This is a genomic window from Pseudomonas sp. TKO26, assembly GCF_003225665.1.
Taxonomy (GTDB): Bacteria; Pseudomonadota; Gammaproteobacteria; order Pseudomonadales; family Pseudomonadaceae; genus Aquipseudomonas; species Aquipseudomonas saponiphila.
The window spans coordinates 226,191-243,924 of sequence record NZ_QKLN01000004.1; the positions used below are offsets into that span (position 1 = coordinate 226,191).

At 66.2% G+C, this 17,734-nt stretch carries 15 protein-coding genes; 7 read left to right on the plus strand and 8 right to left on the minus strand.

Features of this window, described 5'->3' with window-relative positions:
* Positions 1–63 precede the first annotated feature (63 nt).
* Positions 64–705, minus strand: a complete 642-nt coding sequence (locus DNK59_RS08185; protein WP_110722876.1) for a DUF1345 domain-containing protein — start codon at positions 703–705, stop codon at positions 64–66.
* A gap of 316 nt (positions 706–1,021) precedes the next feature.
* On the opposite strand from DNK59_RS08185, the gene DNK59_RS08190 reads away from it, so the two are divergent.
* From DNK59_RS08190 to DNK59_RS08215, 6 genes are all read left to right on the plus strand, one after another.
* Entirely contained in the window at positions 1,022–1,813 is a 792-nt protein-coding gene (locus DNK59_RS08190; protein ID WP_110722877.1) for an enoyl-CoA hydratase/isomerase family protein, read from the plus strand.
* A 216-nt stretch (positions 1,814–2,029) separates the two neighbouring features.
* Positions 2,030–3,190: an acyl-CoA dehydrogenase family protein gene (locus DNK59_RS08195; RefSeq protein WP_092314322.1), complete on the plus strand. Its 1,161-nt coding sequence runs from the start codon at positions 2,030–2,032 to the stop codon at positions 3,188–3,190.
* Positions 3,191–3,211: 21 nt separating this feature from the next.
* Positions 3,212–5,311, plus strand: coding sequence for an acetate--CoA ligase family protein (locus DNK59_RS08200; RefSeq protein WP_110722878.1), 2,100 nt, complete (start codon positions 3,212–3,214; stop codon positions 5,309–5,311).
* A 10-nt stretch (positions 5,312–5,321) separates the two neighbouring features.
* Positions 5,322–6,929, plus strand: a complete 1,608-nt coding sequence (locus DNK59_RS08205) for a 5-guanidino-2-oxopentanoate decarboxylase (protein ID WP_110722879.1) — start codon at positions 5,322–5,324, stop codon at positions 6,927–6,929.
* 27 nt (positions 6,930–6,956) lie between these two features.
* Complete coding sequence (locus DNK59_RS08210) at positions 6,957–8,165, plus strand: pyridoxal phosphate-dependent aminotransferase (RefSeq protein ID WP_110722880.1); 1,209 nt, start codon at positions 6,957–6,959, stop codon at positions 8,163–8,165.
* A gap of 9 nt (positions 8,166–8,174) precedes the next feature.
* The gene (locus DNK59_RS08215) at positions 8,175–8,885 is read left to right on the plus strand and encodes an NAD(P)H-dependent oxidoreductase (protein WP_110722881.1); all 711 of its coding nucleotides are present in this window, start codon (positions 8,175–8,177) and stop codon (positions 8,883–8,885) included.
* A 57-nt stretch (positions 8,886–8,942) separates the two neighbouring features.
* Here the strand turns inward: DNK59_RS08215 and DNK59_RS08220 are convergent, their stop codons facing one another.
* The 7 genes from DNK59_RS08220 to DNK59_RS08250 all read right to left on the minus strand — a co-directional run bounded on the left by DNK59_RS08220 (position 8,943) and on the right by DNK59_RS08250 (position 16,267).
* Positions 8,943–9,728, minus strand: a complete 786-nt coding sequence (locus tag DNK59_RS08220) for a hypothetical protein (RefSeq protein ID WP_110722882.1) — start codon at positions 9,726–9,728, stop codon at positions 8,943–8,945.
* A gap of 75 nt (positions 9,729–9,803) precedes the next feature.
* Positions 9,804–10,154, minus strand: coding sequence for a DUF2493 domain-containing protein (locus tag DNK59_RS08225; RefSeq protein WP_060839003.1), 351 nt, complete (start codon positions 10,152–10,154; stop codon positions 9,804–9,806).
* Complete coding sequence (locus DNK59_RS08230) at positions 10,142–11,857, minus strand: Na/Pi cotransporter family protein (protein WP_110722883.1); 1,716 nt, start codon at positions 11,855–11,857, stop codon at positions 10,142–10,144. The genes DNK59_RS08225 and DNK59_RS08230 overlap by 13 nt, the downstream gene beginning before the upstream one ends.
* A 27-nt stretch (positions 11,858–11,884) precedes the next feature.
* Entirely contained in the window at positions 11,885–12,085 is a 201-nt protein-coding gene (locus DNK59_RS08235) for a hypothetical protein (RefSeq protein ID WP_092314340.1), read from the minus strand.
* Positions 12,086–12,224: 139 nt separating this feature from the next.
* Positions 12,225–14,936: a magnesium-translocating P-type ATPase gene (gene mgtA / locus DNK59_RS08240; protein ID WP_110722884.1), complete on the minus strand. Its 2,712-nt coding sequence runs from the start codon at positions 14,934–14,936 to the stop codon at positions 12,225–12,227.
* 284 nt (positions 14,937–15,220) lie between these two features.
* Entirely contained in the window at positions 15,221–15,508 is a 288-nt protein-coding gene (locus tag DNK59_RS08245) for a hypothetical protein (RefSeq protein ID WP_092314344.1), read from the minus strand.
* 408 nt (positions 15,509–15,916) lie between these two features.
* The gene (locus DNK59_RS08250; protein WP_092314346.1) at positions 15,917–16,267 is read right to left on the minus strand and encodes a hypothetical protein; all 351 of its coding nucleotides are present in this window, start codon (positions 16,265–16,267) and stop codon (positions 15,917–15,919) included.
* A 558-nt stretch (positions 16,268–16,825) separates the two neighbouring features.
* On the opposite strand from DNK59_RS08250, the gene ltnD reads away from it, so the two are divergent.
* Positions 16,826–17,731: an L-threonate dehydrogenase gene (gene ltnD, locus DNK59_RS08255; protein WP_092314348.1), complete on the plus strand. Its 906-nt coding sequence runs from the start codon at positions 16,826–16,828 to the stop codon at positions 17,729–17,731.
* Positions 17,732–17,734 lie beyond the last annotated feature (3 nt).

Here is a 17,734-nt window from a genome sequence, read left to right on the forward strand (position 1 = left end):
CGCGATTCTCACGGACGATCCCGCGCAGCGGCCAGGATCGGCTTCACGTTGTCTTGTACCGGTTCAGCTGAACAGTCCGGCGGCGATATTGATGGAGAAACCCAGGATCGCGGTATTGAACAGAAAGCCGATCAGCGACTGGGCCAGGACGATCCGCCGCAGCTCGCGAGTGGCCACGCCGACGTCCGAGGTCTGCACCGCGACGCCGATGGTGAAGGAAAAATACAGAAAGTCCCAATAGTCCGGATCGGTCAGGCCCTCGGCGAAGCGCAGTGCCGGCTCCTTGCCGCTCCAGGTGTAATACAGGCGCGCATAGTGCACGCTGAAAATCACCCCCACCAACAGCCAGGAGCCGATCACCGTGATACCGGTAAAGGCGTAGTGCAGCAGGCGCCGGGTGGTGTCCAGGTCCTTGCTGCCCACCAGTTCCAGGGTAATGGTCACCAGACTGGCGATGGCGGCGATGCAGATGATCAGCAGCACCAGCCCGGCGTTTTCATCTTCGGTTTCAGCGATGCGTTTGACCTGATCGGCCCGTGCTCGCACGGTGAGCCAGAACATCAACGCCAGGTAAGACCAGACGGCGGCGTTCCAGCCGATGAGGACCTTGCTGGTCAGGTTTTCGGCAGGGGCCAGAAAGCCCGCGGCGCAGCCGATCAGCACACCGATGGTCAGACGGGGGTGGGTGCGTATGACGATGGACATGATTGCTCGCAGCTTGGGGAAGAGGCGAGAACAGTAGCATCTTGGCGGACGCCTTCGCTGGCAAGCCAGCTCCTACGGAGGGGCATGCCTTGCCATCCACCCTCGCGCACTTTTGTCGAGGCTTGTTCGAAGTTGTAACAACCCCCGCGCAACAACCCCCAAAGCCCAGGTTTTTACCTAATAAAAACAAAGGGATATCTCAAGGGTTCGACCATTAGGAGCTCCAGGTCCCGGCAATTGCCGCCTTGTTGAACACTCGTTTAGTATCACCCTCAAGTCACCCCCTCACGCCAACCACAATAATTCGAGGACGCCCATGACCCCTTCATCGTCGCTGCTCAACCGGATCGAAGCCGGTGTCGCCTGGATCACCCTCAACCGCCCGGCGCAACGCAACGCCTTGGACATCCCCAGCCTCAAAGCACTGCACAGCCTGCTGGAAACCTGCAACAGCGACCCCAGTGTCCGGGCCGTGGTGCTGACGGGCAGCGGCCGCAGTTTCTGCGCCGGGGCCGATCTGGCGGAGTGGGCCGAAGCCGAAGCCCGCGGCGCCCTGGAAAGCTACGGCTGGACCGAAACCGCCCACGCCTTGATGACCCGCCTGCACAGCCTGGACAAACCCACCATCGCCGCCATTAACGGCACCGCGGTGGGCGCGGGCATGGACCTGAGCCTGTGCTGCGACCTGCGGGTGGCGGCGCAGTCGGCGCGGTTCAAGGCCGGCTACACCAGCATGGCCTACTCGCCGGATGCCGGCGCCAGCTGGCACCTGCCGCGCTTGATCGGCAGCGAACAGGCCAAGCGCCTGCTGTTTCTCGATGAGTTGTGGAGCGCCGACCGGGCCCTGGCCGCCGGCTTGGTGGGCGAGGTCTGTGCCGATGAGCAGTTGATCGCCTGCGTCAGTGAGCTGGCGGCGCGCCTGGCGGCGGGCCCGACCTTCGCCTTTGCCCAGACCAAGAAGCTGATCCGCCAGGGCGCCGAGCGCAGCTTGCCGCAGCAGTTGGCGGCCGAGCTGGCCGCCGGTCTGTTGTGCGGGCGCAGTGCCGACGGCGCCGAAGCCTTGCGCGCCGCCACGGAAAAACGCCCGCCACGTTTCCAGGGGTTGTAGGAGCGGCAGGGCGGCGTTGCGTTTGCCGGCGCAAGGACCCCTGGGCCATGCGCCCATTTTGCAGGAGCCGTCTTGCCGGCGAAGGCGCCCGCAAGAACAGCGCCTTATTCAAGGGCCTCTTCGCCAGCAAGCTGGCTCCTACGGGAAGGTTTTTTCGGCAGGCCGTCCTGCCCGATCACTGGTTTTTTGCACCGTCACTCACTCACAGGTAGCGCCATGAATTTCCAACTCAGCCAAGAACAAGAAATGCTGGTGGACGCGGTTCGCAGTTTTGTCAGCAAGGAGTTGCTGCCCCACGAAGAGGCGGTGGACCGCGCCGATGAGGTCAGCGCCGACCTCGCCGGAGAAATCCGCAGCAAGGCCATCGCCGCCGGTTTCTATGCCTTCAACATGCCGGAGGAGGTGGGCGGCGGCGGCCTGGACTACCTGTCCCAGGCGCTGATCGAGCGCGAGCTGGCCAAGTGTTCCTGGGCCTTACACGTGTTCGTTGCGCGGCCGTCGAAGATCCTCATGGCCTGCACCGGCTCGCAGATCGGCGACTACCTGCTGCCTTGTGTGCAAGGGCGCAAGGTCGATTGCTTCGCCCTGACCGAACCCGGCGCCGGTTCCGATGCCAATGCGATCAAGACCCGCGCGGTGCGCGAGGGCGGCGATTTTGTGCTCAACGGCAGCAAGCACTTCATCAGCCACGCCGGGCATGCGGATTTCGCCATCGTGTTCGCGGTCACCGGCACCTATGAGCACAACGGCCGCCAGCGCAACGCGGTGACCGCGTTCCTGGTGGACCGCGACACCCCGGGCCTGACCATCCGCCGTGGTCCCAAGTGCGTGAGCAACCGTGGCTACCACACCTTCGAGATGTTCTTCGACGACTGCCGGGTGCCGGCCAACAAGGTGCTGGGGGAGGTGGGCAAGGGCTGGGACGTGGCCAACGCCTGGCTCACCGCCGGGCGGGTGATGGTCGCGGCCAACTGCGTGGGGCAGGCCCAGCGCGCCCTGGATGCCTCCTTGCAATGGGCGGCGGACCGCAAGCAGTTCGGCCAGGCCATCGGCAGTTACCAGGGGGTGTCGTTCAAGCTGGCGGACATGGCCACGCAGATCCGCGCCGCCGAGCTGTTGACCCTGCACACCGCCTGGAAGATGGACCAGGGCAGCATGACCGACGGCGAGGCCGGCATGGCCAAGCTGTTTGCCAGCGAGGTGCTGGGCCGGGTGGCCGACGAGGCGGTGCAGATCTACGGCGGCATGGGCCTGATGGACGAAGGCCCGGTGGAACGCATCTGGCGCAACGCACGGATCGAGCGGATCTGGGAGGGCACCTCGGAGATCCAGCGCCACATCATTTCCCGTGAACTGCTGCGGCCGCTGATGCGCTGAACGCCCTGGAGAACTGCCGTCATGTCCCAGACTCTTCGTGACAATCTCAAGCGCCTGCTGGCCCCGCGGCATCTGGCCTTCGTCGGCGGGCGCAGCATGGCCCGGGCCCTCAGGCGCTGCGCCGAAGGCGGGTTTGCCGGGCCCATGTGGCTGGTCAACCCGCAGCATGCCGAGCTCGATGGCGTGCCCTGCGTGGCCAGCATCGAACAGCTGCCTTGCGGCCCGGATGCGGTGTTCGTCGCCACCAACCGCGAGCTGACCCTGAGCTGCGTCGCGGCGCTGGCGGCCAAAGGCGCCGGTGGAGCCATCTGCTACGCCTCGGGTTTTGCCGAAACCGGCGCCGAGGGCCAAGCCCTGCAGCAACAACTGCTGCAGGCGGCCGGCAGCATGGCGCTGCTCGGCCCCAACTGTTACGGCCTACTGGACTACCTGCACAGCGCCGCGCTGTGGCCGGTGGCCCATGGCGGTAAAGCGGTGCCGCGCGGGGTAGCGGTGCTGACCCAGAGCGGCAACTTTGCCTACAACCTGTCCATGAGCGACCGCTCGCTGCCGGTGGCCTACATGGCCTCGGTGGGCAATCAGGCGCAGCTGGGCATTGCCGAATTGATGGACGTGCTGCTGGACGAACCCCGGGTCACGGCCATAGGCCTGCATCTGGAAGGCCTGAAGAATGTGCCGGGCTTTGCCCGAGCGGCGTACAAGGCCCTGGAGAAGGGCATTCCGATCATCGCCCTGAAGACCGGGGTGTCGCAGATCGGTGCCGAGCTGGCCTTGAGTCACACCAGTTCGCTGTCGGGATCGGACGCGCTGTACGACGCGCTGTTCCAGCGCCTGGGGGTGATCCGGGTCAGCGGTCCGGTGAGTTTTGTCGAAACCTTGAAGGCCGCGTCCTGCGGCCAGCTGCCGGAAGGCCCGCGACTGATGGCCCTGGCCTGTTCCGGCGGCGACGCCGGGCTGATCGCTGACTACGCCGAGCGCAACGGCCTGCAGTTGCCCAAGCTTGCGGCCGGGCAATGCGCCGAGTTGGCCGAGGTGCTGCCGGGCTACGCCAACCTGGTCAACCCGCTGGATTTCACCACCGCCATCTGGGGTGATGCCCAGGCCCTGCAAACCATGCTCGACAGCGCCCTGCGCACCCCGGCCGACAGCGCCATGCTGGTGCTGGACTACCCGGCCGAGTTCACTGGCGAGCGCAAGGAATGCGACCTGCTGCTGGAGCTGTTCTGCGCCGCGCTGCAACGCCACGGCCAGCGCGGTTTCGTTACTTCGGCCTTTCCCGAACTGCTGCCGGCCAGCGCCCGCGAGCGTCTGCATGCCCAGGGCATTCCCGCCTTGCAGGGGGTGGAGGATGGCCTGGCGGCCTGGGGCCGGATCGTCGCCTATCAGCAGCGGCGCCAGGCGCTGCTGGCCCTGGGCGAAGCGGCCCTGGTGCCGCTGTGCCCGCAGGCCCTGCATGGCGCCGGCGTGCTGCTGGACGAGTGGCAGTCCAAGCAGGCCTTGCGCGGCTTCGGCCTGAGCATTCCCGACGGCGTGCTGAGCAGCCCCGAGCAGGCCTTGAGCGCGGCGGCCGCTGTTGGTTATCCGCTGGTGCTCAAGGCGGTCAGCGCGCAGTTGCCGCATAAGACCGAGGCCGGGGCGGTGGCCCTGAACCTCAAGGACCCAGAAGCCCTGAGCGCGGCCCTGCGCCTGATGCGCACGCGGATCGCCGAGCATGCGCCCGATGTGGCTTTTGAGCGGGTGTTGCTGGAGCCCATGGCCGCGCCGCCCCTGGCGGAGCTGATTGTCGGCATCAAGCGCGAGAACGACTTCGGCCTGGCCCTGGTGATAGGCGCCGGCGGGGTGCTGGTGGAACTGCTCAAGGACAGCCGCAGCCTGCTGTTGCCCACCACCGAAGGGGCGATCCGCCAGGCCGTGCTGAGCCTGCGCAGCGCCGCCTTGCTGCAGGGCTTTCGCGGGCGCCCGCAGGCCGATCTTGACGCGCTGGTGGCGGCCATTGGCGCGGTGGCGAATTATGCCTGCGAACACGCCGGGCAATTGCTGGAACTGGATGTGAACCCATTGTTGGTCGGTGCCCAGGGCACCGTCGCGGTCGATGCGTTGATTCGCCTTGGCCAGGCTTGAGGAGAGAGACATGCACGATCAGACCTTGACCGGTGGCCAGGCCCTGGTGCGCCTGCTGGCTGGCTACGGCGTCGACACGGTGTTCGGCATTCCCGGGGTGCACACCCTGGAGCTGTATCGCGGCCTGCCTGGCAGCGGCATCCGCCATGTGCTGACCCGGCATGAGCAGGGCGCGGGCTTCATGGCCGACGGTTACGCTCGGGTCAGCGGCAAGCCCGGGGTGTGCTTCGTCATCAGCGGCCCGGGGGTGACCAACGTCGCCACGCCGATTGGCCAGGCCTACGCCGACTCGATTCCGCTGCTGGTGATTTCCAGCGTCAACCACAGCGCCAGCCTGGGCAAGGGCTGGGGCTCGCTGCACGAAACCCAGGACCAGCGCGCCATCACCGCGCCGATCACCGCCTTTTCGGCCCTGGCCCTGAGCCCGGAAGACCTGCCGGAGCTGATCGCCCGGGCCTTTGCCGTGTTCGACAGCGAGCGCCCGCGCCCGGTGCACATCAGCGTGCCCCTGGATGTGCTGGCGGCGAAAGTCGCCCGCGACTGGACCGGCGAGGTGCGCCGGCGCCCGGCTCGTGGCCCGGCCGCCGCGGCAGATATCCAGCAGGCGGCGGACACACTGCGCCGTGCCAAGCGGCCGATGATCATCGCCGGTGGCGGCGCGCTGCACGCGGCCGAGCAGTTGCGCGCCTTGAGCACGCGTCTGGGCGCAGTGTTTTTCAGCAGCGTTGCCGGCAAGGGCCTGTTGCCGGAGGAGGCGCCGCTGAACGCCGGGGCGACCCTGTGCGTGGAGCCCGGCTGGCAGTTGATCAGTCAGGCCGACGTGGTGCTGGCGGTGGGCACCGAGATGGCCGACACCGACTATTGGCGTGAGCGCTTGCCGCTGAACGGCGAGCTGCTGCGCCTGGATATCGACTCACGCAAGTTCAATGACGTCTACCCCTGTGCGGTGGCGTTGCACGGCGACGCTCGCGCCACCCTGGACGTCTTGCTCCAGGCCTTGTCATCCACACCGGCCGAAGCGGGGGCGGCGATTCACGCGGTGGCCGATCTGCGCCAGGCGGTGCAGAACGGGCAGGGGCCCTTGCAGCAGATTCATCGCTCGATCCTGCAACGGATTGCCGCCGAGCTGCCGGAACACGGCTTTATCGCCAGCGACATGACCCAGCTGGCCTACAGCGGCAACTACCTGTACCCGAGCCGCGCTACTCGCAGCTGGCTGCACCCCACCGGCTACGGCACCCTCGGTTACGGCTTGCCGGCGGGCATCGGCGCCAAGCTCGGCGCTCCCGAGCGTCCGGGGCTGGTGCTGGTGGGCGATGGCGGTTTTCTCTACACCGTGCAGGAGTTGGCCACGGCGCTGGAGGAGCTGGACAGCCCGCTGGTGGTGCTGCTGTGGAACAACGACGCCCTGGGGCAGATCCGCGACGACATGCTCGATTTGAACATCGAGCCCATCGGCGTGCTGCCACGCAACCCGGATTTCGCCGCCCTGGCCCGGGCCTTCGGTTGCAGCGTCAGCCAACCCGCCAGCCTCGACGAGTTGCAGCAGGCGCTGCGCGAAGGCTTTGCCCGCAACGGCGTGAGCCTGATCGAACTCAAGCACGCCTGCGCGCGCTGACCATCCCTTTTTGCCTGGAGCCTGAGCATGCGCTTTTCTCAACTGACCCAACGTATTGCCGGAGACGGCGCCGCCGCCTGGGACATTCACTACCGGGCCCTGGCCAAGCGCGAGCGCGGCGAGCAGGTCTGGTTGCTGTCGGTGGGCGACCCGGATTTCGACACCCCCCAGCCCATCGTCCAGGCCGCCATCGACAGCCTGCAGGCCGGCCACACCCATTACGCCGATGTGCGCGGCAAGCGCGCCCTGCGCGAGGCCATCGCCCGGCGCCATCAGCAGCGCAGCGGGCAAGTGGTGGATGCCGAGCAAGTGGTGGTACTGGCCGGTGCCCAATGCGCCCTGTACAGCGTGGCCCAGTGCCTGCTGGACCCGGGCGATGAGGTGATAGTGGCCGAGCCGATGTACGTCACCTATGAAGCGGTGTTCGGCGCCTGCAATGCCCAGGTGGTGCCGCTGCCGGTGCGGGCCGAGGACGGCTTTCGGGTGCAGCCCGAGGCGGTGGCCGCGCGCATCACCGGCAAGACCCGGGCCCTGGTGCTCAACAGCCCGCACAACCCCACCGGCGCCAGCATCCCCCGGGCGACCTGGGAGGCCTTGGCGGCGTTGTGCATCGAACATGACCTGTGGCTGATCTGCGACGAGGTCTACAGCGAACTGCTATTCGAGGGCGAGCACGTCAGCCCGGCCAGCCTGCCGGGCATGGCCGAACGCACCGCGACCCTCAACAGCCTGTCCAAGTCCCACGCCATGACCGGCTGGCGCCTGGGCTGGGTGGTGGCGCCTACGGCCCTGGCCGCGCACCTGGAAAACCTCGCCCTGTGCATGCTCTACGGCTCGCCGGAATTCATCCAGGACGCCGCCATCGTCGCCCTGGAGCAACCCTTGCCGCAGCTGCGGGACATGGCCGAAGCCTACCGCCAGCGCCGGGATCTGGTCTGCGACTGCCTGGCCGATTGCCCCGGTGCCCGGCCGTTGAAACCTGATGGCGGCATGTTCGTCATGGTCGACATTCGCGCCACCGGACTCAGCGCCCAGGCCTTCAGCGAGCGCCTGCTGGACGAGCAGGGCGTCTCGGTGCTGGCCGGCGAAGCCTTCGGCCCCAGCGCCGCCGGGCATATCCGCCTGGGGCTGGTGCTGCAGCCGGATGACTTGCGCGAAGCCTGCCGCCGTATTGCCCTGTGCGCCGCCCACTGCCTGAGCCGCCGCGCCGCCCCTGTCACCTTGCCTACCGCCTGAGGAATGTCCATGAAGGTACTGATCGTCCACGCCCACCCCGAACCGCAATCCTTCACCGCCGCCCTGCGCGACCAGGCCCGCAGCACCCTGGAGGCCCAGGGGCATCAGGTGCAGGTCAGCGACCTGTACGCCATGCACTGGAACCCGGTGGCCAGCGCCGCCGACTTTGGCGCCCGGGATAACCCGGATTATCTGGTGTACGCCTTGGAGCAACGCCTTGGGGTGAAGAACCAGAGCATCGCCGCCGACATCCAGGCCGAGCTGGACAAGCTGCTGTGGGCCGACCTGTTGATCCTCAACTTCCCGGTGTTCTGGTTCTCGGTGCCGGCCATGCTCAAGGGCTGGATCGACCGGGTGCTGGTGTCGGGGGTGTGTTATGGCGGCAAGCGTTTCTATAACCAGGGCGGGCTGGCGGGTAAGAAAGCCCTGGTGACCCTGACCCTTGGCGGGCGCGAACACATGTTTGGCGAAGGCGCGATCCACGGACCGCTGGAGGACATGCTGCGCCCGCTGCTGCGGGGCACTTTGGCTTATGTTGGCTGCGACGTACTGGAGCCGTTCGTGGCCTGGCACGTGCCGTACATCAGCCAGGAAGCCCGAGAAGCATTCCTGCACAGCTACCGGCAGCGCCTGGAGCACCTGGCGGACGAGCAACCGCTGCGGTTCCCGCGCCTGGATCAATTCGACGAAGCCCTGTACCCGAAAGCAGCGGCAAGTTGAAGGCAAGCCTCAAGCTCCAAGCTTGAGGCTTGAGGCTTGAGGCTTGAGGCTTGAGGCTCAGAATCTCAGGGTTGCGCCGGTGGTCAGCCAGCGGTCGCGGGCTTCGGTCAGGTGCTGGCCAAGGATCAGGTCCAGGTCCAGATGTTGGCCCAGATGCAGGCGCGGGCCAGCCTGCCAGCCTTGTTCGCCGCCGCGCTGGCCATAGCGCTCGGCGATCAGGGTCAGGCTCGGTATCAGGTCGTATTCGACTCCGCTGCCCCAGGTCCAGCGGTGGTTCTGTTCGCCATCGTCATAGGCATGGGTCCAGCCGGCATTCAGGTTCAGGCGCAAGCGGTCGCTGGCGCTGAAGGTCAGGGGCAGGGCGAGGTCGCCACCGTCGAAGCTGTGGTTGCGCTTCAGGGCCCAGTGGGCGGAGCCGGCCAGGGCCAGTTGCAGGCCCAGGTCTTCGCGGTCCAGCAGGGCGATCTTGAGCTGGGGGCTGACCTGGGTTTCGCCCTGGCCGTCGGCCTGCTGGCGCTGCACCGCGGCCCCCAGTTGCACCCAGGGCAACTGGCTGAAGGTGCAGGCCGGGGCGATCACGCTGTTGTGGCTGGAGCCTTGATGCCGGGTGCTCTGGTACCAGGCATCGACGTTGCATTCCCCGGGGGCGTTGATGGCGCCGTCATCCACCACGTAGGCGCCGCCGGCGGCCTGGGCCTTGGAGCACAGGGCCAGGGTCGCGGTGGCGCCGGCGGTGAGGGCGAGGAACAGCAGGTTGCGTTTGAGCATGCGGCTTTTCGCGGCGGGCAGGGAGTGGCCCCAGGAGGCGTGACGCGAGGAGCGATGTGGACGGTGCTTGGACATGGCGGGTCTCGTTGTGTGGGGCGCCGGACCGCTTCACTGCTGGGCCGGCGCGGGTGGGGGCTGCTTGGGATGGGGTTACTGTGCGTCCACTGAAAGGGTCTGGATGCCGCGGACCCGGGCCTGGGCCAGCAGCTCTTCGGTGTCTTCCCCGCCGGGCAGGGCGAGGACGATGTCCGGGCGGCTGTCGGCCAGCATGAAGCTGTTGCGCAGGCGTTCGGCGTGTTTGCCGTGCAGTTGCCAGTTGGGCGGGTAGCGGACGATGTGGGCCCCGGTTTCCCGGGCCCAGTCCTCGATGTGGGCCCCGAGGAACTGGCTGCCGCCGTGGATCACCACCCGCACTTCATGCAGGCGCTGGAAGGCTTCCAAAACCCGGCGGCACAGGCGGCTGTCGGCGTAGTAGCGGCCGGCGCAGATCAGGACGCGCATGCTGCGTCCTCCTGGGTTCCGGGCGCTGGATGTTCGGCGTCCGGCGTCTCGGCCAGCGGCTCGTTGAGCAAGCCGTGTTCGATGTCGCGTTCGCCGGCGCGCTCCAGGGCCGGGTAGGCCAGGGCGGCGATGTGGTGGTGGACCCGGCGATAGTCCCGCAGCAGGCGCTGGAAGATGTCCCCGGATTCGGCCCAGGCACTCTGGTCTTCCCGCAGTTGGCGAAAGTGCTCGCGGCCGGCGGCGGCTTCCAGGCGCCGCACGTTTTCCTTGCGCCCCAGCAGCTGGTGAGCAGTGGGCAGGTCTTCACGCAGGAACACGGTGATCGCCAGACTCAGGCTGTCCAGCAACTCCTGGTGCAGCGGGTACAGGGTGCCCAGCTCGAACTCGGAGAAGGCTTCGCCACGGCGCAGGCGGCGCACCGCCAGTTGCGCCAGGCTGGTGGCGAGGATGTCGCCGGCGTGCTCCAGGTTGATCACCAGCAGCAGGATCTCCTGGGAGCGGTCGGCGTCCTGGTCGCTGATGCCTTCCTTGCCGACGTCCGCCAGGTAGGCGCGGATCGCCGCGCTGAGCAGATCCAGGGACTGGTCGATGTGCCGCACCTGCTCGGCATGGGTGATGCTTGAGGTGCGAAACAGTTGCAGCACCCGGTCGAGCATGCTCGAAAGCATGTCGGCCATGCGCAGGGCTTCGCGGGCGGCGTTGGCCAGGCCGATATTGGCCACTTCCAGGCCGGCCTGGTCCAGGTACAGCGGCATGCCCGGGTCGGTGACCGGGGCGGGGGCCGGCAGCAGCCGGGTCAAGAGTTTGCCCAGGGGGCGGGTGAAGCCGATGAACAGCAGGGCCAGTACCAGGCTGAAGGCGCTGTGCAGGTAGACCACCAGCAACTCCGGCGCCAGGGCCTGCACCGCGTCCAGGCGGGCCAGGGCGGTGATCCATGGCAGCACCAGGGCCACGCCCAGCAGGCGCACCAGCAGGTTGCCCAGGGGCAGGCGCCGGGCCACGTTGCCGCTGGCGCTGAGCAGCGTCGGCAGGGTGCCGCCCAGGTTGACCCCCAGCACCAGGGCCATGCTGGTGGCCGGGGACAGCAGGCCGGTGCCGGCCAGGGAGGCGATCAGCAGCACCACCGCGACGCTGGAGTGACACATCCAGGTCAGTAGCAGCGCCACCAGCAGGGCCAGCAGCAGATCGCCGTCGAGGCTGGTCATCACCAGCCGGAACACCGGGGTGCCTTGCACGGTGCCCAGGGTGGCGCCCAGCAGGCCCAGGGCCAGCAGCATCAGGCCCAGGCCGATCAGCGCGCAGCCGATGCTTTCGAAGCGCGAGTCGTCCCGCAGGCGCAAGGTCAGGAAACCCGTCAGCAACAGCACCGGGGCCAGCAGCGACAGGTCGAGGCTGAGCAGCTGGACCACCAGGGTCGAGCCGATGTTGGCCCCCAGCATCACCGCCAGCGCCGGGGCCAGGCCCAGGGTGCCGGCGGCGGTGAAGGAGCTGGCCATCAGGCTCACCGCGGTGCTGCTTTGCAGCACGCCGGTGATGCCAACGCCGCACAGCAGCGCCAGCCAGCGGTTGTTCAGGTGTTGGCCGAGCCAGTGCCGCAGCGGGCTGCCGAAGCCGCGCAGCAGTGATCCGCAAATCATCTGCGAGCCCCAGAGCAGCAGGGCGATGGCCCCGGCCAGGTTGATCAGAAGTGTGGTGCCCGACATGAGTGTGCTCCCGGGTCGGTGACAGGTTCAGGCGATCGCCACGCGCAGCGAGGCGCGGGTCAGGGCGGCGCTGAAACCCAGCAGAAAACGAATTTCGACCGCGCTCAGCAGGCCGCGGACATACAGCCGGATGCTCACGCGGGTGAGCAGGCGGGCGCAGGCGCTCAGGCTGCAGACCAGCAGGGCCTGGAGGCTGCGTTGCAACATGGAAAAAGGCTTGAGGTACATGGCGATGCTCCTTTCGGGCGAACCGCGTCGCCGTCGGCAGGGCGCAGGCCGCGCCGACGGTGGCATCGTTGCTCTAGGTGTATCGGGCGCGGCCGTCCGGGGCCGGCCGCGCCGGGCTCACGCCCTTAGAACCAGACCCTTAGAACCACTGCTTGAAGCGGCGGATGTACAGGGTCTTCATGGTCTGGGCGACCACGCAGTAGCTGAGCAGGGTGCCCACCAGCCACGGGAAGTATTCCCACGGCAGCGGCACCAGGCCGACCATGCTGCCCAGGGGCGAGAAGGGCACGTAGATCCCCAGCGCCATCACCAGTCCCGTGGCCAGCATCACCGGCAGGGCCGCGGTGCTCTGGATGAACGGGATCTTGCGGGTGCGCAGCATGTGCACCACCAGGGTCTGGGACAGCAGCCCCTCAATGAACCAGCCGGACTGGAACAGGGCGGCCATTTCCACGCTGTTGGCGGCGAACACGTACCACATCAGGGCGAAGGTGGTGATGTCGAAGATCGACGAGGTCGGCCCGATCCACAGCATGAAGCGCCCGATGTTGTTGGCGTCCCACTTGCGCGGCTTGGCCAGGTATTCCTTGTCCATCTTGTCCCACGGCAGGGCCAGCTGGGAGAAGTCGTACATCAGGTTTTGCAGCAGCAGGTGGATCGCCAGCATCGGCAGGAAGGGGATGAAGGCGCTGGCCACCAGCACCGAGAACACGTTGCCGAAGTTGGAGCTGGCGGTCATGTTCAGGTACTTCATGATGTTGCCGAAGGTTTCGCGGCCCTTGATCACCCCTTCCTCCAGCACCATCAGGCTCTTTTCCAGGAGGATGATGTCCGCCGATTCCTTGGCGATGTCGGTGCCGCTGTCCACCGAGATGCCGACGTCGGCATCGCGCAGGGCCGGGGCGTCGTTGATGCCGTCGCCAAGGAAGCCCACGGTATGGCCGTTGGCCTGCAGGGCCTTGAGCACCCGGGACTTCTGCAGCGGGGTGAGCTTGGCGAACACCGTGCGTTCTTCCACCAGGCGCCCGAGCACCTGATCATCCATGTGCTCGATGTCGCGCCCCAGCAGCGGCTCGCCCACTGCCAGGCCGACTTCGCGGCAGATCTTCGCGGTGACGATGGGGTTGTCGCCGGTCAGCACCTTGACCGTCACGCCGTTGTCACGCAGGGCGGCGATGGCCGGGCCGGCGGTTTCCTTGGGCGGATCGAGGAAGGTCAGGAAGCCTTCGATCACCAGCTCGCGCTCATCGCTGGCGCTGTACTGGTTGCGGGTCTGGCCCTTGGGCAGATCCCGGGTGCCCACCAGCAGCACGCGGAAGCCGTCGCGGTTGTAGTCCTCGGCCAGTTGCAGCAAGGCGGCACGGCGCTCGGCGTCGAGGCTCACGGCAATGCCGTCCTGGCGCACCTGGGTGGCGGTTTCGAGCATTTCTTCCACCGCGCCCTTGCACACCAGCAGGTGGTCGCCGCGGGCATCGGCGAGGATCACCGACAGGCGCCGGCGGACGAAGTCGAAGGGCAGTTCATCGACCTTGCGCCAGGCGGCCGGCGGGGTGAAGTGCGGGTTGCCCTCGGCGAAGGCGACCACGGCGCGGTCCATCAGGTTTTTCATGCCGCTCTGGTGGTGGCTGTTGAGCCAGGCCAGTTGCAGCACTGCGTCGCAGCGGCTGCCGCTGATGTCGACGTGGTGTTCGAGGATGATCCGGTCCTGGGTCAGGGTGCCGGTCTTGTCGGTGCACAGCACGTCCATGGCGCCGAAGTTCTGGATCGCGTTGAGGCGCTTGACCACCACCTTGCGCTTGGCCATGGCCGCGGCGCCCTTGGCCAGGTTGGCGCTGACGATCATCGGCAGCATTTCCGGGGTCAGGCCGACGGCCACCGCCAGGGCGAACATGAAGGCTTCGGCCCAGTCGCCCTTGGTGAAGCCGTTGATCAGCAGCACCACCGGCACCATCACCAGCATGAAGCGGATCAGCAGCCAGCTAACGCTGTTGACCCCACGGTCGAAGGCGGTCTGCGAGCGCGAGCCGACGATGGAGCGGGCCAGGGAGCCGAAGTAGGTGCGCGAACCGGTGGCCACCACCACGGCGGTGGCGGTGCCGCTGACCACGTTGGTGCCCATGAAGCAGATGTTCGGCAGGTCCAGCAGGTCTTGCTGATCGGCGGCCTGGGCCTTCGCGGACTTTTCCTGCACGGCGCCCAGGGTGTCGTATTTTTCCACCGGCAAGGCTTCGCCGGTGAGCACCGCCTGGCTGATGAACAGGTCACGGGATTCGATCAGGCGGATGTCCGCCGGGATCATGTCGCCGGCTGACAGCTGGATGATGTCGCCCACCACCAGTTCGCGCATCGGCACTTCGCGAACCCGGGCCTGCATGCCCATCTGCTCGCGGCGCAGCACCGCGGCGGTGGTGCGGACCATGGCCTTGAGGGCTTCGGCGGCCTTGGCCGAGCGGTGTTCCTGCCAGAAGCGCATCAGGCCGCTGGCCAGCACCATCACCAGGACGATGATCACGCCGGTCAGATCAGTTTCTTCGCCGGCTTGCAGCGGCAGCCAGAAGTCGGTGAAGAAACTGATACCGGTCAGGGTCATCAGCACATAGATGAAGGGGTTGTTGAAGGCTTGCAGCAATTGCACCAGGGCGTGGGGCGGACGGTCGTGGGCGACCTCGTTGTGGCCGTCGCGTTGCAGGCGGCCTTCGGCGTCCAGTTCAGTCAGGCCGGCGGTGCTGGAGTTGACGTTGGCCAGGGTCACGGCCAGGCCGTTCTGCGCTTCGCGGGCGGCGCGCATCGACAGTTTGTGGCTGTCGCGGCTGGCGCTGGTGTTGCGGGAAGTTGTGGTTTTTACAGTCATTGCGTGTGCTCCTGCCGCCTGACTGCGACACGACACACCGACCACTCAACTAATTAAAGACGAGCGAAAGCATGTCGAATCGCAGATTGGCGATCGATTAGGATCTGGGCGTTTTCAGGTTTTAACGTTCGCTGTCCAAACAATGAAGTTGAATGGGCAGCGAACCTACTACTGGCCTCTTCCATAACTTTCTCCAACAGAATTAGTTAACTGACAGGCAATAAGAAACCGCCGAACTTCAAACTGGAAAGTTCGTGGATAAACAACGGCGAATAACCGTTGAATCAGGCGGAAGTGCGCGCCCCGAGGTACAGGCCGAAGATCAGTCCGGCCTGCCGCAGCAGGGCTGCGCCCCGACTCTGCGGGTCCTGGCTGTCGTCCAGGCTCCAGCGTTGCTGCAGCTGGCCGGTCAACGGGCAGACGCGCCAGTTGGCCCGCAGGGCGGTGCTGGTGGTGGGCGAAGAAGAGGAGAAGGGGGAGCGCGCCAGAGCCTTGGGCTCACGGCACAGCCGGACCCGCATGGTGGCAGCGAAGGCGCGTACGCCTGGCATTACAGAAGATGTGAAGTGCATAACTTGTGCCTCGTGACCGGACTGGTTCCGGGGAGGCAAGTTACGTTGGAGCGTCAAGCCCTAGCGCAGCTTACCCGACCGCGGAGTCGAGTCCCGTCATTGTTCAGGGGTGCCTGGCGCTGCGCAGCGGCAGTGACCAGACAGCGTCTAGATACTGTGTCCATTGGCTTCTTTAGTGAGTTGAAAAAAGGCCGGATTTCCCGGCCCGCGCAATTTACTCAGGAGGGTCCCGGGAGTCAAGGTTAAATTGCCTTGAAAGAGTATTTGCCGATGAAGTTTCAGCTGAGGTTCAGCTAAGCGACTTAGTTTGGTGCCGCAATAGCCAGGCTTATATAACGAGGGACAATGAAAAAGTGCTCATGCCAAAAAACTGGATGTCATGAGCACTTGATATAACTTTGCCAATGCTCAATTGAGCACGTGCCGGGAAATGTCCTTGTAAGTGTTGCTGTCGGTGGCGGCCATCAGTTGCCGGCCATCCTTGAGGGTGCCGATGAAGGTCACCTCGTTTTCCGTCCCCGCCATCAGGTAGCCGGCAATGGCGCCCACCGGCCCCAGCAGCATGGCGCCGGCCACGCCATAACCGAAAGCGTCCTTGTTGGCGACGGGGCTTTGGGTGGCGATCTCCAGACTCTTGAAGGCCGAAGCCTTGACCTCGACCCCGGCGCTGTTGAATACCGTCTTGAGCCTGAAGGTGCCGTGCCGGTATTCGCCGGCGCCTTGCAGAAAATCGCCCGATAGAACTTCGATCTTTGCCATGTTGAATCATCCTTGTCCAAGCATAACCAGATAGGCCATTGAGCCCCCGGTCATGGGGGGCGTCAACGGGGTTGCGATGAAGGGCGCTACCGCCAGTCCACCTTCACCTGTCCTGAGCCTCGGCCAGGATCCTGCGCTCAATGCTGATCCAGATCAGGGCTGTGAATGGTTGTAGCAGTCCGCGGCGCCCGGACCGGGTTGTTCCGACCAGCGGCGGCCGCGGAGCCGGGGCGGGGGCCAGGAAATGGTGATGTTAAAAAATGTTAGATTTAAAAATGTCTTCACATAATCTGTTCATTGGTGGATGATCGTTCACAGCCAACGTTCAACCTGATAACAACAGCAACAGGATGGCCACGATGATCGATTCGCTCCTGCCTTGCATCGCACCCGCCCTGGGGGCCCTGTGCACCCACGCTGCCTGTCCGGGCGCAGCGCCTGTTGCCGCGTGTTCACTTTCGTCTACCGGGCTCGCTGCCCGGGTTTCCCTGCCTTTCCCGGTTGCTGTCCGTCGCCTGCCTGGCGTGGCCCGGCCGTGGTCTTTCACTGGAGTCCCCCATGAATAACAACAATGTCGGTGTCATCGGTCTTGGCGCCATGGGCCTGGGCATCGCCCGGTCGTTGCTGCGCAGCGGTTTCAAGGTGCATGCCTGTGACGTGCGTGCGGCCGTCACCGAACAGTTCGCCGCCGAAGGCGGAGTGGCCTGCGCCTCGGCCGCCCAGTTGGCGGACCAGTGCGACGTGATCATCACCGTGGTGGTGAATGCCGAGCAGACCGAAAGCGTGCTGTTCGGCGAGGGCGGGGCGGTGGCGGCATTGCGTCCCGGCAGCCTGGTGATCGGTTGCGCTACCGTGGCCCCGACCTATGCCGTGGACCTGGGCCAGCGCCTGCAGGCCCTGGGCTTGCTGTACCTGGATGCGCCGATCTCCGGGGGCGCGGCCAAGGCCGCCGCTGGCGAGATGACCATGATGACTTCCGGCCCGGCGGCCGCTTATGCCAGGGCCGAGGCGATCCTCGCCGGCATGGCCGGCAAGGTCTATCGCCTGGGGGATGCCCATGGCCTGGGCTCCAAGGTCAAGATCATCAACCAGCTGCTGGCCGGGGTGCACATTGCCGCCTCCGCCGAAGCCATGGCCCTGGGCCTGCGCGAAGGGGTGGATGCCGATGCCCTGTACGAAGTGATCACCCACAGCGCCGGCAACTCCTGGATGTTCGAGAACCGCGTGCCGCATATCCTCAAGGCCGACTACACGCCGCTTTCCGCGGTGGACATCTTCGTCAAGGACCTGGGCCTGGTGCTGGATACCGCCCGCGCCAGCAAATTCCCGCTGCCGCTGTCGGCCACCGCGCACCAGATGTTCATGCAGGCTTCCAGCGCCGGGTTCGGCCGCGAGGACGACTCGGCGGTGATCAAGATCTTCCCGGGCATCGAGCTGCCCGTGGCCAAGCCTGATGCCGAGTAAGGA